The sequence below is a fragment of the Sphaerisporangium album genome (assembly GCF_003323745.1).
GTDB classification, from domain to species: domain Bacteria; phylum Actinomycetota; class Actinomycetes; order Streptosporangiales; family Streptosporangiaceae; genus Sphaerisporangium; species Sphaerisporangium album.
In genome coordinates this window covers 192,824-208,660 of the sequence record NZ_QOIL01000013.1, presented here as the reverse complement: position 1 = coordinate 208,660, position 15,837 = coordinate 192,824, and the positions used below count along the sequence as shown (strand labels likewise).

Below are 15,837 nucleotides of genomic sequence, written 5' to 3'. Positions count from 1 at the left end.
TGCCACTGTGGCACATCGATGGCACATACACAAGCCATGTTGGCTCAGCATGGTGCCATGCTTGGCACCACCTGGCGTGTCCGGAGGAAAGAGCGCAGGTCAAGCGTGAGTGGCTGACGCTGCTGCGCGTACGGGTCGAGCGGGCACTGAACGACTGGACCCTCCCCGGGCCGTTAGAGGCGCCGGTTGTTCCTCGGGCATGACAGGCAGCTCCGCAAGCGCCTGCGCGCCGAGGCCGGGCGCCGCGGCCAGGCCGTCCCCATCGTCCGCCGCCCCCGTCCCTGACGGCCCTCCGCTCCCGAAGCTGACCCCAGCCCCAAAGTAGCGATGAGCTAGATCACGGTTGCGGTTCGTGGTCGTCACGAATCGCGTGTACCGGGGCGTAGGGGGTGTTTCCCGTTTGATCGTGTTGCCCTGTTCTCGGGGGTCGGTCGGGCGGAGGGAGCGGTGGGTATGCGTCGAGAGTGGGAGCCGGAGGAACTGATCGCGGCCTATCGAGCGTTTGATTAGGCAAGATCACTGTGCGCGGCGACATGAGAACGGCCTTTATGTGTCCTAGATCACAGCACCTTCGAAACCCCTGCTAAAAGGCTGATTCCATAGGTTTGAGCGAGACGCGGAAAGGGAAAAGCGAAAGGATTCATGGCTCTTTATCACTAGCATCCGAGCTCGGCCATCGTGGAAACCACGTACATCGCGCCGCCTGGCTACGCCAGGTATGTGCGGGGCCGGTGCAAGGCCATCTAGGCATTACGCCCCGTCTGCGGATGCCCGTGACCGGCCCTGCATGACGCCCGACCGAAATGGCAGGACCTAAACCGTCGTTCCGGCTGGCATGTTAAGCACGGGCGGCCCGGGGGGGAGAAGTATGCCTGGAAAGAGGCAACACCCTGGTCAAAGGGATGCTCGGCGAGAACGGCGATGTACCTGTCCCCCCTTGCTGTAGCCAGCGAGGGAGAAAGATCTGTTCAGGACTGAACGCGAAGACGGGATATGCCGCAAACTCAGGTCCATGCGTTTTATTCAGGCTGTTGGCCGCTACGACCGGGGCACCTTCGCCTTGGCCATCGCTGGCTCCTATGCACTGGTCGTCATCGCCGCGACCCTCTACGTCGAAATCAGTACCCGCCAACCAGGCAGCCAAGGCCTGGAGGCCATTGTGATGTTCGCGGTCACCTTGCCGACCTCGCAGCTCCTCATGCTGCTGCCACTCACCGCGCTCCCCCAGGTGGCCTATTGGCTGTTCCCGGCCGCAGGGCTGTTCCAAGCGTGGCTCCTCTGGTTGATCGCACGCGGACGCAGAACGAGTGCGGCTGTAACCCACCAGGAAGAGCCCACCTCGAACTGACGGCCGCAAAGGGAACAGCGCGATGTAGCCGAGCGCCCAGACAGAAGGCAAATAACATAGTGGGGCGCCGCTTCCCACGGTGTTCGTCCGGCCCGGCGAATGTTCAGGCCCCGGTTCGTCCCGCCGCACGAACGTCCGCCCGCCCCGTGTGCAGGTAGAGCGCCTTACCGGTCCCGTCGTCGCCCAGGAACGCCACCGGACCGTGCCCGGGTTCGACGGGCAGCAGCACGTCGTCGCGCCAGCCGGCCAATTCGGTCCGGAACGGCTGGTCGCCGATTTCCGCCGCGATCCCCAGCGGGACCCGCTCCAGCCACAGCCGTCCTTGCTCGTCCCCGGTGACCGTGGTCCGGCTCGTGGCCGACAGGTAGGTGCCGGCCTGGCGTCCGGGGTTCACGCGCGCCGCCGGATTCGGGACGGGTTCCCTGGGCAGCTCCAGCACCCGGCCGGTGATCTCCCTCATCAACGGTTTCGGGTTCCCCCCGTTGGTGAGGATCGCCAGGGTCACGTCGCGTCCGGGGTCGACCCGCAGGATCGCCGACTGACCGATCGTGTTGCCGTCATGGCCGAAGACGAGACCGCCGGGCAGGTCGTTGAGCGCCCAGCCGAGGCCCCACGCCGTCCCCCACTCGATGTCCGGCAGCGTGACCTGCGGTTCGAGCATGGCGCGCAGGCTCGGGTCGGCCAGGTGCATCCGGGCGAAGGCCAGCAGGTCCCGTGCCGTCATCGCCAGCATCGACCCGGCAGGGGCGTTCGACCGCGCCATCGCCCATATCGGGCTCGGCCGGCCTCCGACGTGCCCCACGGCCGCCCGGTGCAGGATCGCCTCGTACGGGTCGTTCGCCGCGTGCGTCATGCCCAGCGGTGTGAACAGGTGGTCTCTCAGGCACGCGTCGAACGGCCGGCCGTGCACGACCTCGGCGATCCGCCCCAGCACGCAGAAGCCGGCGTTGTTGTAGGAGAACATCTCGCCCGGCTTGAAGATCTGCGGCACCGCGGCCAGCAGGTCGACGTACCTGGCCAGGCACTCGTCGCCCTTGCCGGTGTCGGTGAAGACGTCTCCCTCGAACCCCGCGGTGTGGCACAGCAGCTGCCGGACGGTCACCTCCGGGAACCCCGCCCGAAACCCGGGCAGGTACTCACCCACCGGGGCGTCGAGGTCGACCTTCCCCTCCCCCGCCAGCCGCACCACCAAAGTCGCGGTCAGCACCTTGGTGATCGACCCGATCTGGAACACCGAGTCGACCGTCGCTTCGACCCCGGTCCCGGTGCTCAGAACCCCGGCCGCCTCCTGGACCAGTTCCCCGCCGGCGTCGACGGCCACCACGACCCCTGGCACCCCGTGCTCGTACGCCAGCCCCGGCAGCCGCTCCCGCAGCCACCCCCCGATCTCACCGGTCTCATACATCCACCCCACACTAGCCCGCCCCCGCGCTGGACCTGTCCGACCTGACCACTGCCGACCGGTACGCCCTGCGCACCGCCCTGGACGCGATCAGCGCCATCCTCACCCGCCACTTCGCCGACACCCTTAGCGGGCCCCGAACCTACTTTGGGGCTGGGGTCAGCTTCGGGAGCGGAGGGCCCTGACGGCCGTGCGGTCCGGCCGGGGACGCCGTGTCCACGCGCCGGGACGAGCGAGCGGGTGGTACTAGGCTCGATGTCAGATGACCGCTCACCGAACGTCCTCGCCGGGTCCGCCGGTGCGGACGCCGGCGTCGCGGCGCGGGGACCGGCCGCGTGGGCCGGGCAGGAGCAGATCTTCCGAGGAGCGCCCATGGCCTCGCCCGTCGTCCATTCGCTGCGCGAGCAGATCCGCGAGTACATCGTGGAGGGGATCGTCAGCGGGCGCTGGAAGCCGGGCGAGCGCATCGTGGAGCGGCGGATCGCCGTGGAACTGGAGGTCAGCCAGACGCCGGTCCGGGAGGCGCTGCGGGAGCTGGAGGCCCTGCGGCTGATCGAGTCGGCGCCGAACAAGGGCGTCCGGGTGCGGGGTCTCACCGTGGCCGACCTGGAGGAGATCTATCCGGTGCGGGCGGGGCTGGAGCAGATCGCGGCCGAGCTGGCCGCGCCCCGGCTGGGCGAGGACGTCTCGGTCCTGGAGCCCGAGGTAGCCGCGCTGTACGAGGCCGACCGCACGAGCGATGCCGAGGCCCAGGTGCGCCACACGGTCGCCTTCCACCGGGAGCTGGTGCGCGCGTCGGGGAACGCCGTGCTGCTGCACACCTGGGAGTCGCTCGGCATCGAGGTGTGGACGGCGCTGTCCATCCGCTGGCTGGGCACCCACCAGCAGTCGTACGCGGAGGAGCACGAGGCTGTGGTCGAGGCCTTCCGGCGGCGGGATCCGCGCGTGGGCGAGCTGGTCAAGCAGCATGTGCTGGACTGCGCGCCTCGGCGCCCGGCCGCCGGGGCCTGAGCGGCGCGCGATCGGCCTGACGCCCGGCACCGCGGGCCGGGCGGATGGGGGAAAATATCGCCATCCTTGCCGATGGCGAAACTTGCCGGGAGTATTTTGATCGATCATCGATCAGACGTACAGTGGTCGACGGGCCTACCGGCCCCGCCCGCCCTGTCCGGATGGCAGGGCACCTTTCTCACCGTCTCGTCCTCCCCACGAGGTGCGGGCCACCTGGAAGGCGACCCCCATGAGCGACGCCATGCGCACCCAGCCGAGCGCCCTCGACCAGCTCCCCGACCGCGACCCGGAGGAGACCGCCGAGTGGGCGGCCTCACTGGACGCGGTGACCGAGGCCGCCGGGCCGAACCGCGCCGCCTACCTCATGCGCCGCACCCTCGAACACGCCGAGGACGCCGGTCTCGCGCTGCCGAAGCTGCTGGAGACCGACTACGTCAACACCATCCCCACCGCCGCCGAGCCGGAGTTCCCCGGCGACGAGGAGATGGAGCGGCGCATCACCGCGTGGAACCGCTGGAACGCCGCGGCCATGGTGACCCGGGGCAGCCGCCAGGGCCTCGGCGGCCACATCGCCACCTTCGCCTCCGCCGCCTGGCTCTACGAGATCGGTTTCCAGCACTTCTTCCGCGGCAAGGAGGCCGACGGCTCAGGCGACCAGCTCTTCATCCAGGGCCACGCCTCCCCCGGCATCTACGCCCGGGCCTTCCTCGACGGGCGGCTGACCGAGGAGCACCTCGACCGCTTCCGCCGGGAGGTGGGCGGCGACGGCCTGCCTTCCTACCCGCACCCGCGCCGGCTGCCGTGGCTCTGGGAGTTCCCGACCGTGTCGATGGGCCTCGGCCCGCTGGCGGCGATCTACCAGGCGCGTTTCAACCGCTATCTGCTGCACCGGGGCATCAAGGACACCTCGGGGTCGCGCGTATGGGCGTTCCTCGGTGACGGCGAGATGGACGAGCCGGAATCGACCGCGGCGCTCGCCCTCGCCGGTCGCGAAGGCCTGGACAACCTGACCTTCGTGATCAACTGCAACCTGCAGCGGCTCGACGGTCCGGTCCGTGCCAACTTCAAGATCGTCCAGGAGCTGGAGGCCCGGTTCCGGGCGGCGGGCTGGAACGTGATCAAGGCGCTGTGGGGCTCGGCCTGGGACGAGCTGTTCGCGCTCGACACCACGGGGGCGCTCGTACGACGGCTGAGCGAGGTCCCCGACGGGCAGTTCCAGACCTACGCCACCCGCGACGCCGGCTACATCCGCGAGCACTTCTTCGGCGCCGACCCGGCGCTCGCCGAGATGGCCGAGGCGCTGACCGACGCGAAGATCGTCGAGTGCTTCCACACCTCGCGGGCGGGCCACGAGCCCCGCAAGGTGTACGCGGCGTACCGGGCCGCGGTCGAGCACCGCGGCGCGCCGACCGTGGTGCTGGCCCAGACGGTCAAGGGCTACACGCTCGGCCCCGGCTTCGAGTCGCGCAACGCCAACCACCAGATGAAGAAGCTGACGGGCAAGCAGTTCCGCGCGATGCGCGACCTGCTGGAGCTGCCCATCCCCGACAGCAGGCTGGACGAGGACGTCGTGCCGTACGTCCACCCGGGCGCCGGGTCGCCCGAGGTGCGCTACCTGCGGGAGCGCCGGGCCGCGCTGGGCGGCCCCGCCCCGGCCCGCACGGTCCACCCGGTGGCGCTGCCCGAGCCGCCGGCCAAGCCGTTCGAGACCCTGGCCAAGGGGTCGGGCAGCCAGGAGATCGCGACGACGATGGCCTTCGTCCGCCTGGTCAAGGACCTGATGCGGGAGGAGGAGACCGGCCGGCGCTGGGTGCCGATCGTCCCGGACGAGGCCCGCACCTTCGGCATGGAGTCGCTCTTCCCCAGTGCCGGGATCTACTCGCCGCTGGGCCAGACCTACGATCCGGTCGACCGCGACATGCTCCTGTACTACAAGGAGGCCACGGACGGCCAGATCCTCAACGAGGGGATCACCGAGGCCGGTTCCATGGCCGACTTCACCGCGGCCGCCACGTCGTACGCCACGCACGGCGAGCCGATGATCCCCTTCTACATCTTCTACTCGATGTTCGGCTGGCAGCGGACGGCCGACCAGATGTGGGCGCTCGCCGACCAGCTCGGCCGCGGCTTCCTCATCGGAGCGACCGCGGGACGCACGACGATGACGGGCGAGGGCCTGCAGCACGCGGACGGCCACTCACACCTGATCGCCTCCACCAACCCGGCGGCGCTCGCCTACGACCCGGCGTTCGCGTACGAGGTCGGCGTGATCGTCCGCGACGGTCTGCGCCGGATGTACGGGCCGGACGCCGAGGACGTCTTCTACTACCTCACGGTCTACAACGAGCCCAAGGTCCAGCCCGCCATGCCGCACGGGGTGGAGGAGGGCATCGTCAAGGGCCTCTACCGCTTCCAGGAGGCCGAAGGCCTGCCCGAGGACGCCCCGCGCCTGCAGCTCCTCGCCTCCGGCACCGCCATCCACTGGATCATCGAAGCCCGGCGGCTCCTCGCCCGCGACTGGGGCGTGGCCGCCGACCTGTGGTCCGCCACCTCGTGGAGCGAGCTGCGCCGCGACGCCCTGGCCTGCGACGAGGCTCAGCTGAAGGGCGAGGACCGCGTCCCGTACGTCACCCGTGTCCTGGAAGGCGCGCCCGGGCCGGTGCTCGCCGTCAGTGACTGGATGCGGGCGGTCCCGGACCAGATCAGCCAATGGGTGCCGCAGTCCTGGCACTCGATCGGCACGGACGGCTTCGGCCTCTCCGACACCCGGGAGGCGGCCCGCCGCCACTTCGGGGTGGACCCGGAGTCCATCGTGGTCGCGGCGCTCGCGGCCCTGGCCCGGCGCGGCGAGGTCAAGCCGGACGTCGTCCAGAAGGCCCGGGCGCTGTACGGGCTGTAAGGGAGGCACGACGGCACGAGGCCGCCTCCCCCGCCACCGCCGCGGACCGTCGGAGCGGGCCACGGTGACGACCAGGCCGGGCCGGACGATCTAGCGGGTCGATCGTCCGGCGACGGGCGTGGCCTGCCCGGCTTGGCGGGCATCCGGGACATGCGGCGCGCGCGAGATCGACGGGCCGTTGTCCGTGGCGGGCGCCGTGTCGGACGGTACGACCGCGGCGGCGTCCGACCGGCCGTCCTCCTCGGCGGCTGCCGCTCTTTCCAGGAACCTGAGCAGCTCCACGGGGAAGGGCAGCACGAGCGTCGAGTTCTTCTCGGCGGCGACCTCGACCACGGTCTGGAGCAGGCGCAGTTGCAGCGCGGCCGGGTGCCGTGCCATCGTCTCGGCGGCCTGGCTCAGCTTGGCCGAGGCCTGCAGCTCGCCGTCGGCGGTGATGACGCGCGCCCGCCGCTCGCGCTCGGCTTCGGCCTGGCGGGCGATCGACCGTTTCATCGTCTCCGGCAGCGCCACGTCCTTGATCTCCACGCGGTCGATGTGCACGCCCCAGCCCAGCGCCGGACTGTCGATCATCAGCTCCAGGCCCTGGTTGAGCTGTTCCCGGTTGGACAGCAGGTCGTCCAGCTCGCTCTTGCCGATGATCGACCGCAGCGAGGTCTGCGCGACCTGGCCGATCGCGGACACGTAGTCCTGGACGTCAACGGCCACCCGCATCGGGTCGACGACCTTGAAGTAGACGACGGCGTCCACGCGAACCGTCACGTTGTCGCGGGTGATGCCGTCCTGGCCGGGCACCGGCATCGTGATGATCTGCAGGTTGACCTTCTGCAGACGGTCGGCGACCGGCAGGAGCAGCGCGATCCCGGGGCCATGGACCGCCGGTCGCACACGCCCGAACCTGTAGACGACGCCCCGTTCGTACTGCCGGATGATGCGCACGCTCGTCGACAGCCATGCCGCGCCGAGGATCAAGGCCGCGAGAACCACGCTATAAATGGTCATTTCGCACCCCCGCATGTGCATCGGCCCTGGCGATGCGTCAGGCCGACGACACATACACAGTCTAAGGGTCCTCAGGAGGTCAGCCGGTGATGAGGCCGCTCAGGCCGCTGGCCTGGGTTCGCCAGTCGGTCTGGCCGGGGCCGCCTCCGGCCCAGCGCTGGCCGATCCTGTTGAGGGAATCGCGGTCGGCGCTCCAGATGGAGTCGGCCTGCCGTTGTGCGTACCCGCGGTAGGCGGCCGATCCCGTGACCCGGACGAGGTCGGTGAAGTAGCGGGCGAAGATGCCTTTGAACTGCTTCTGGTTGTCGTCGCAGGAGCTCTGGCCGATGTCGCAGGACTCGGTCAGCACCCCGTTGCGGCTCAGGCGGGTGACGGCGGCGTCGGCCAGGCGCTTGGCGGTGTCGAGCAGGCGGGTCTCGCCCGTCGCGCGCCACACCTCGACGAGACCGCCGATCGCCAGGCCCTGGTTGTACGTCCAGACCGTCTGGCCGTTGTTGCGGCAGTCGGCGGTCAGGCCGTCGTTGACCAGCCCGTCGGCGTTGACCAGCCCGCTGGCGAGGTACCAGTCGGCGGCCGTCCGGGCCCGCTGGAGCCACACGGTGTCGCCGGTGACGCGCCGGTGCAGCGAGGCCGCCAATCGCAGGTACAGGCCGCTGGTGACGGCGTTCTTGTAGGTCCGCTCGCGATCCCACCACACGCCTCCCCCGCACGAGTTCGGGTCCCAGTACCGGTGGACGTATTCACCGATGGTGGCGGCCATGCCGAGGTAACGGGGGTCGCCGGTGCGGTCGTAGGCGGCGACCCATGCCAGCCCCCACCACGCGCTGTCATCGATCGCGCGGCTGATGAAGTCGCCTTCGATGGGGTCGGTCCCGCGCTGCCCGGCGTCGAAGCGCCCGCGGTTCACGTCGAAGGTCCGGGCGATGACCCAGTCGTACTGGCGGTCGGCCGTGTCGATCACCGTCGTCAGCACGACGGCGGAGTTCCACCAACTGCCCGGCCACCACGCGGCGGAGGGATCGTAGGAGTACATGAGCGCGTCGGCCGCCGCCTGCACCCGGGCCACCGCCGGCCGTGCCCAGGAGGTGCAACTGCCTTCCTGGTGCGTGGCCTCCCGGCCGCACGCGCGGACGGCGCCCCCGTAGAGGCGGCCGCGGGGGTCGCGGGTGGCGAACATCGCGGTCCGCGTACCGCTCGCGCCGGCCCCGACCGAGGTGCGGCCGAGCGACGACCCTCCCGGCCACGTCGCGCCGGAGTCCCAGGAGCGGTCGAGCCAGACCTCGTCGCCCTGGCCGCCGGCCTCGATGCCGCCCCACGCCATCCCGTTACGGTCGATGTGCAACCTGATGGTGCGGCCGAACAAGGTGGTGGGAGGAACGGGCTGGGTGTCGCCGTCCGCCTGCGCGGGGTCGGTCCGATCGCACCGGAGGTCGCACACCGTCGGATACACCCAGTCGGTGCACGCGACCGCCTGCGCATCCCCGCACGCACGGATCATTCCACGCCGATGCCTGCTCGGGTCGGTGATGTTGTACATCAGCGTCCTGGTCCCGGTCCAGGTGGCGGGGATGCTCGCCTTGCCCAGCAGTCCCTCCCAGGTGGCGCCGCCGTCCCAGGACCGGTCGAGCCAGACGGCGTCCCCGCTGGTGCCGTCGTCGATGCTGCCCCAGGCCATTCCGTCCGGATCCGAGACGTGCAGCACCAGACGCCGGCCGTTGATCCGCTTCTCCGGTACCGGGAAGGTCTCCTGCCTGGCCTTCGAGGGGTCCAGCCTGTCACACGACAACATGCACACGACGGGCTCGGCGGCCGCGTGGGCGGCCGCGGCGGGAAGCACCCCGGTCGAGGCTCCGAGCAGGACCAGGGCGAGGGCCACCGCCCCGAGCATGGGGACGCCGGCGCGGCGAGCGTCCTGACGTGACGGGCCGCCGGCCGCGGCTGATCGCATGGGGAACATGGTCCGGCTCCAGGTGGGGGGTGGGTCTGGAGGACTGCACCACACGGCCCGCCTCCGCCTTCGGTCGGACGGAGAGCCGGCGGTGACAACGTTGTCATCACGCGCCGAAGGCCATGGTCGAAGATCGATACGGACGGTTGCGCCAAAGCTACGCCCGGCCGTCCCGATTGAGAAGACCTCGGCGGGCCATGGGCGGCACCTCACAAGATTCTTACCGGATGGTCAGGTCCGCCCGGACGGCGGGGGAACGTCCGGTTCCTGACGGCGGGGGTGGACGGCGACCTGCGCGTCACGCCCGGCGACATGGTCCCCTCTGCCGGGCGCCGGGGCGGGTGAGTGCACACGAGCACCTCCCGGCCAAGGCCGACAGGTCCGGTTCGAGGCCCGAAGTCAGCCGGGGCTTGGGGCGGCAGACCCCGCCGGGAGGTGCTCGTCCACATCATCGCTGTCAGTGCTGCATGTTCATCGGCTGGCCCGGCTCCATCGGGTGGCCCGGCACGTTGCCGTTGGCGTCGGCCACCATGAAGATCCCGGCCATCCCCATGTCGGAGTGGTTCTGGACATGGCAGTGGTACATCCACATCCCGGGGCCCACGCGCTCGCCGGCGATCACCTGGAAGCCGAACGACTCGGCCGGTCCCGTGATCTTGGTGTCGATGATGCGGCTCACGTCGTTGGGGCCCTCGAGCAGGCCCGTGCGGTTGTCGGCCCAGCGGTGCCCATGGATGTGGAACGTGTGGAAGAAGTCCCCGTGGGTGATCACGATGAACTCCACCCGCTCGCCGAGCTTCGCCATGAAGTGGGGCGCCTGATGTGCGGGGCGGTTGTTGATCGTCATGTCGTTGAAGACGACGGTGAACTGCTTGTCGGGGAGCACATCGCCCTTGCGGCGGACCACCAGCGCCCCGTAGAGCCCCCTGCGGATGCCCCCCGTGCCGTGGTCGGTCCCCACGACGTGGTCGTGGTAGTGCCAGTAGCCCGCGCTGCCGGGCTCGATGGTGCCGCCCCGGCGGCGGCCCTGGGCGTGGGTGCGCCAGGTGTAGGTGCGCCGGGCGCCCGGCTCCACGACGCCGTCGTTCATCCGCGTGCCGTCGCTGGCGGTGTCGTAGTCCACCCCGTGCACGTGCAGGCTGGCGGCCACGTCGGCGTTGTTGACCATCTCGATCTCGAGGGTCTCCCCCTCGACCATCTCGATGAGGGGTCCGGGGATCGTGGCCTTGCCGGGCTCCAGGCCGTAGGCCAGCTGGCCGTCGGGCAGTTTCTCGGCGTAGAGGGTCATGCGGCGGACGCCGCCGTCGGGCTTGCCCTCGGGCTTGTCGGCCGGCGCCGCGCTGGCCTGAGTGGATGGGACGAACGGCGCGAGCGCGGCGGCCGCCGTGGCGGCGGCCGCGGACGCGGTGAAGACCCGGCGGGAGAACAGGCCTCGGGTCGTACCTGTGCCTTCGTCGGTCATGGTTCCCCAATTCGTGATGGCGCCCGCCTGCGTGAGGTGGGCCGCAGCTGCTCGTGACGCCGACGGTGAGTCGGCCTGAGGGGCGTGGTGGCTCACGGCCCGCGGAAGCGTGGTGCGTTCCGGGCGGAGGCCGGGCTGGAGCAACAGCACGAAGTCAGTGATGCTGTAGGTGGCGATGAGGGACTTTCGATGAAGTAGGCGCCACTTCTGCTGAAAAGTCAATAAGTTTGACCAGAACTCACAGAAGTTTCTCGCACATCTGGATGAAGTGCTGTGTGAGTGCTACGGTGATCCACAGCGCGCAAAACCGGATGTATTCGGGCAAATCTGGTCAGATGCCACCCCCCTGAGGGACATCCCGGCGGCACTCAGTGGCCATGAGCTCCGCCGATGCTCTCCTGGACCCACGACTGGACCCACGACTCCGTCAGGCAATCCCGGCAACTCCCACCCCCAACTTTCCGCGCACCACGTCGTCGCCGCGCCCGCCAGGCGGTGGCCGGCCCGGCGACGATCCACGTCGAGGACGCACGGCTCCGGCATGCCCCGGGAACGCCGCTGACGCCTCGAAAGCGACCACGGCATGGTCCGCGACCACGTGAGGGACGTCGCGACGAGGCCGCCCGCCCCAACAGTGATCGCGAGCGATCACCGGGCCGCTGTCACGTCCGCCATCGGCAAGCCCGCGGTCACCACCACGGCTGGCCACGTAGCGCTTCCACAAGGCCCTGCTGAACCCCCCGACCCGAAGGAGCGAACAATGGGGCGAAGAAACCTCTTCGTACGGCCCCGACCACCCGCCTGGCACCGCACACTGATCATGGTGTCGAGCGCCGCCCTGACGCTGGGACTGGCGACTCCGATCGCCATGCCGGCGCAGGCCGACCCCGGCGACCACGCGCCGGGCAACAAGGACACTTCGGTCAAGGTGCTCGTCTTCCACGGCCCGGCCGCGCAGCAGGACGACCCGGTCGCGAAGGCCGCGGCGACGGTCAAGGAGCTCGGCAAGGAGAACCACTTCTCCGTCGACGTGTCCCAGGACCCGGCGGTCTTCACCGCCGACAACCTGGAGCGCTACCGCGGCGTGGTCTTCCTGTCCGCCAAGGGCGCGACGCTGAGCGACGGCCAGGAGGCCGCCTTCCGCGCGTACGTCAAGGACGGCGGCGGGTTCGTCGGCGTCCACGACGCCGCGCGCGCCCAGGCGGACTCGTCCTGGTTCACCGAGCTCATCGGCACCCGCCCCGCCGGAAGTCTCCCCAACCCCGAGAAGGTGGCGGAGGTGACGGCGAGCGCGGAGAACCCGCCGAACGAGGGCAAGGACAAGCTGGTCGACGGGAAGAACGAGACCAAGTGGCTGACCTTCTCGCCGACCGGGTGGGCCCAGGTGAAGCTGGAGAAGCCGCTCGCGCTGGCGCACTACGCGCTGACGTCGGCCAACGACTTCCCCGGCCGTGACCCGAAGGACTGGACGCTCAAGGGCTCGCAGGACGGTACGACCTGGACCGACCTGGACAAGCGGACCGGCGAGACCTTCGCCCAGCGGTTCCAGACCAAGGAGTACAAGTTCGCCAACACCAAGGTGTACCAGTACTACCGGCTGGACATCACGGCGAACAGCGGTGACCCCCTGATCCAGCTGGCCGAGCTGCGCCTGTTCGGCCCGGACGCCGGGCCTCCTCCGGAGACCAAGGTGCAGGAGGCCACGGTCGACCTCCTGGACCGCCACCACCCGGCGAACAAGGGGCTCCCGCTCACCTGGACGCGGTCCGACAAGTGGATGAACTGGGCCCCCACCCCGGTGGGCAAGGTCCACACGGTCGCGCAGGTCGAGGAGCGGACCTACACCCCCGGCCTGAACGGCAACGGACCGTTCCACCCGATCTCGTGGTGCCGCGACTACGACGGCGGCCGGTCGTTCTACACCGGCATGGGCGGCACCGAGGCGGGCTACGACGCGCAGTTCCAGGGCCACCTGGGCGGCGCGATCCAGTGGGCCACCGGCCTGGTCCGCGGTGACTGCCAGGCCACCATCGCCGCGAACTACAAGGTCGAGCGGTTGACCGCGCAGAACAAGTCAGGCCAGCTCGACCAGATCGGCGAGCCCCACGGCCTGACCATCGCCCCCGACGGCAAGGTCTTCTACGTCGGCAAGGCCGCCTGCCCCACCGGCCCCGTCGCCAGCTGGAACGACCCCAAGGTCGGCCTCGGCTGCGGCACCATCCACCAGTGGGACCCCAAGACCAAGCAGCCCAAGCTGCTCACCACCCTCGCCGTCATGGGCAACCGCGGCAGCGGTGACGAGCTCGTCAAGAACGAGGAAGGGCTCCTCGGCATCGCGCTGGACCCCAAGTTCCAGCAGAACGGCTGGTTCTACGTCTACTGGATGCCGCACGAGTCGATCGACAGGGACAAGCGGATCGGCAAGCGGACCGTCTCACGGTTCACCTACGACCTCGCCGCCCAGACCATCGACCAGGCCACCCGCAAGGACCTGCTGCAGTGGGACACCCAGATCCACAGCTGCTGCCACGCGGGCGGAGGCATGGCCTTCGACAAGGACGGCAACCTCTACGTCGGCTCGGGTGACAGCAACTCCTCCGGCGGCTCGGAGGGCTACTCCGGCAACAACTGGACCGCGGACTACAAGGGTGTCTCCTTCCAGGACGCCCGCCGTACCTCCGGCAACACCAACGACCTCAACGGCAAGATCATCCGTATCCACCCGGAGGCCGATGGCACGTACACGATCCCCAAGGGCAACCTGTTCACCGGGCAGGAGGGCGGCGGCGGCAAGGCCCGCCCGGAGATCTACGTGATGGGTGTCCGCAACATCGCGCGGATCGCCTGGGACAAGCAGAACAACTGGCTGACCACCGGATGGGTCGGTCCCGACGCCGGCGGCCCGAGCGAGACGTGGGGTCCGGCCAAGTACGAGACCGCGACCATCATCACCTCCGCGGGCAACCAGGGCTGGCCGTACTGCATGGGGAACAGGCAGCCCTACCGCGACCGCAGCAACGTCGACGCCACCAAGCCCGCCGACTGGTACGACTGCGGCAACCTGAAGAACACCTCGCCGCGCAACACCGGCCTCGTCGACATCCCGCCGGCGCGCGACAACATGATCTGGTACTCCCCGCAGGGCGGCGGCCCGGTCTACCCCAAGCGGAGCGACGGCAGCGGGCTGCCGACGTACAAGCTTGGCGAGGAGACCCTCACCCAGCCCTACCTCAGGGGCGGCGGCCAGGCGGTCATGTCCGGACCGACCTATCACCGTTCCGAGGTCGACACCACGAGCGGCGTCGCGTGGCCCGCGTACTGGGAGGACAAGTGGTTCATCGGTGACGAGTCCAACGCCAACAACCGCGTCGCCGTGACCGTCGACCCGAAGAACGTCAAGGACCAGAAGCCGCCGGCCTTCGCCGAGGACCTGCGGAGCATCATCCCGGGCGGCGGTGGCGCCACCCAGCTCCAGTCCTGGATGGACGCCAAGTTCGGCCCGGACGGCGCGCTCTACATGCTGGACTACGCCGGCGGCTTCTTCAGCCTCCACCCGAACCAGAAGCTGATCCGCGTCAGCTACCAGGGTGGGATGGCGACGCCGAACCCCAACCTGGCCACGGTCCGGCCCGTCCTGCAGAGCACGCCGAAGACGGTCGTCTTCTCCAGCACCAAGGCCGGCGGTGTGTCGTGGGAGTGGAACTTCGGTGACGGCAGCAAGCCGTCGAGTGAGGCCGACCCGACGCACACCTACGCGAACTTCGGCACCTACAAGGCGACGCTGAAGGTGACCTACGCCAACGGCGAGGTCGTGACCGGGGAGATCGACGTCGTGATCGGATGCCCGGCGCCCGACGCCCGGGCGACGGTCCGGCTGCTGGACACCGACACCGGGGTGGCCAACCGCGTGGCCGGCGGAGGCTGCACGATCAACGACCTGATCGACGACGAGCGCGAGTGGAAGAACCACGGCGAGTTCGTGAGCCACCTCAACGACGTGGTGAAGCAGTTGCGCAAGGACGGCGTCATCGACAACGGCGAGGCCTCCACGCTCAGCAAGGCCGGAGCCCAGTCCGACATCGGCAAGACCAACGGGTACGAGCCGATCTTCGACGGGACGGCGCGGTCCTTCCAGGGCTGGTCGCAGGCTCCGTCCGGAAGGTTCGACCTGCAGCGGGACGGGACGATCCGCGCCTCCGGCGGTCTCGGAATGCTGTGGTACTCCGACAAGGCCTACGCCGACTTCTCGGTGAGGCTCCAGTTCCGCGACGTCGCGCCCGACGGGTTCCGCGCCAACAGTGGAGTGTTCACGCGCTTCCCCGACCCGCGCACCCCGCTGGACCAGCGTCCCACCGGAAGCTGCGGGACGGTCGGGTCGGCCCGCACGTCCCCGGCGTGGGTGGCCATCTACTGCGGCCACGAGATCCAGATCTACGACGGTGAGACGGGCGAGCCGCAGAAGACGGGCTCGGTCTACAACTTCGCCTCCAACGGCCTGGACAAGGCCGGGGCGACGCCGAAGGGCCAGTGGAACGACTACGAGGTCCGGGTGGTCGGCCAGCACTACACGATCATCCGCAACGGCGTGGTGATCAACGAGTTCGACAACACGCCCGGCAAGGAGTCGTCCCGCAAGGGCGACCCGTCCACGGACCTGCGCCAGTTCATCAGCGGGTTCATCGGCTTGCAGAACCACAGCAACAACGACCTGATCGAGTTCCGCAACATCCGGGTGCGCGAGCTCTAGGGACACGCCCGACGTCGGCGG

8 protein-coding genes are annotated in these 15,837 nt (G+C 69.6%); 4 read left to right on the top strand and 4 right to left on the bottom strand.

The features are described from left to right. Nucleotides 1-1,012 precede the first annotated feature (1,012 nt). Complete coding sequence (locus DQ384_RS23330) at nucleotides 1,013-1,348, top strand: SCO4225 family membrane protein (RefSeq protein ID WP_114031001.1); 336 nt, start codon at nucleotides 1,013-1,015, stop codon at nucleotides 1,346-1,348. A 103-nt stretch (nucleotides 1,349-1,451) separates the two neighbouring features. Here DQ384_RS23330 and DQ384_RS23325 read toward each other — a convergent pair whose 3' ends face one another. Further along, a complete protein-coding gene (locus tag DQ384_RS23325; RefSeq protein WP_114031072.1) occupies nucleotides 1,452-2,753 on the bottom strand; it encodes a serine hydrolase domain-containing protein in 1,302 nt (433 codons plus the stop codon). Between the two features lie 369 nt (nucleotides 2,754-3,122). Between DQ384_RS23325 and DQ384_RS23320 the strand changes: the two genes are divergently transcribed. After that, nucleotides 3,123-3,761 (top strand): GntR family transcriptional regulator, encoded by a 639-nt coding sequence (locus DQ384_RS23320; RefSeq protein ID WP_114031071.1) that lies wholly within the window; start codon nucleotides 3,123-3,125, stop codon nucleotides 3,759-3,761. A 229-nt stretch (nucleotides 3,762-3,990) separates the two neighbouring features. Beyond that, nucleotides 3,991-6,660 (top strand): pyruvate dehydrogenase (acetyl-transferring), homodimeric type, encoded by a 2,670-nt coding sequence (gene aceE, locus DQ384_RS23315; RefSeq protein ID WP_114031000.1) that lies wholly within the window; start codon nucleotides 3,991-3,993, stop codon nucleotides 6,658-6,660. A gap of 90 nt (nucleotides 6,661-6,750) precedes the next feature. On the opposite strand, the gene DQ384_RS23310 is transcribed toward aceE, so the two are convergent. The 3 genes from DQ384_RS23310 to DQ384_RS23300 form a co-directional block, all read right to left on the bottom strand. Next, nucleotides 6,751-7,659 carry an SPFH domain-containing protein gene (locus tag DQ384_RS23310; protein WP_114030999.1) on the bottom strand — a complete coding sequence of 303 codons (909 nt, stop codon included), beginning with the start codon at nucleotides 7,657-7,659 and terminating at the stop codon, nucleotides 6,751-6,753. A gap of 79 nt (nucleotides 7,660-7,738) precedes the next feature. Further along, nucleotides 7,739-9,607, bottom strand: a complete 1,869-nt coding sequence (locus DQ384_RS23305; protein ID WP_220183082.1) for a glycoside hydrolase family 76 protein — start codon at nucleotides 9,605-9,607, stop codon at nucleotides 7,739-7,741. A 457-nt stretch (nucleotides 9,608-10,064) separates the two neighbouring features. After that, the gene (locus DQ384_RS23300) at nucleotides 10,065-11,069 is read right to left on the bottom strand and encodes a multicopper oxidase domain-containing protein (RefSeq protein ID WP_114030997.1); all 1,005 of its coding nucleotides are present in this window, start codon (nucleotides 11,067-11,069) and stop codon (nucleotides 10,065-10,067) included. Between the two features lie 760 nt (nucleotides 11,070-11,829). Between DQ384_RS23300 and DQ384_RS23295 the strand changes: the two genes are divergently transcribed. Continuing rightward, on the top strand, nucleotides 11,830-15,816 hold the full coding sequence (locus DQ384_RS23295) for a ThuA domain-containing protein (protein WP_114030996.1): 3,987 nt from the start codon (nucleotides 11,830-11,832) through the stop codon (nucleotides 15,814-15,816). Nucleotides 15,817-15,837: the final 21 nt, after the last annotated feature.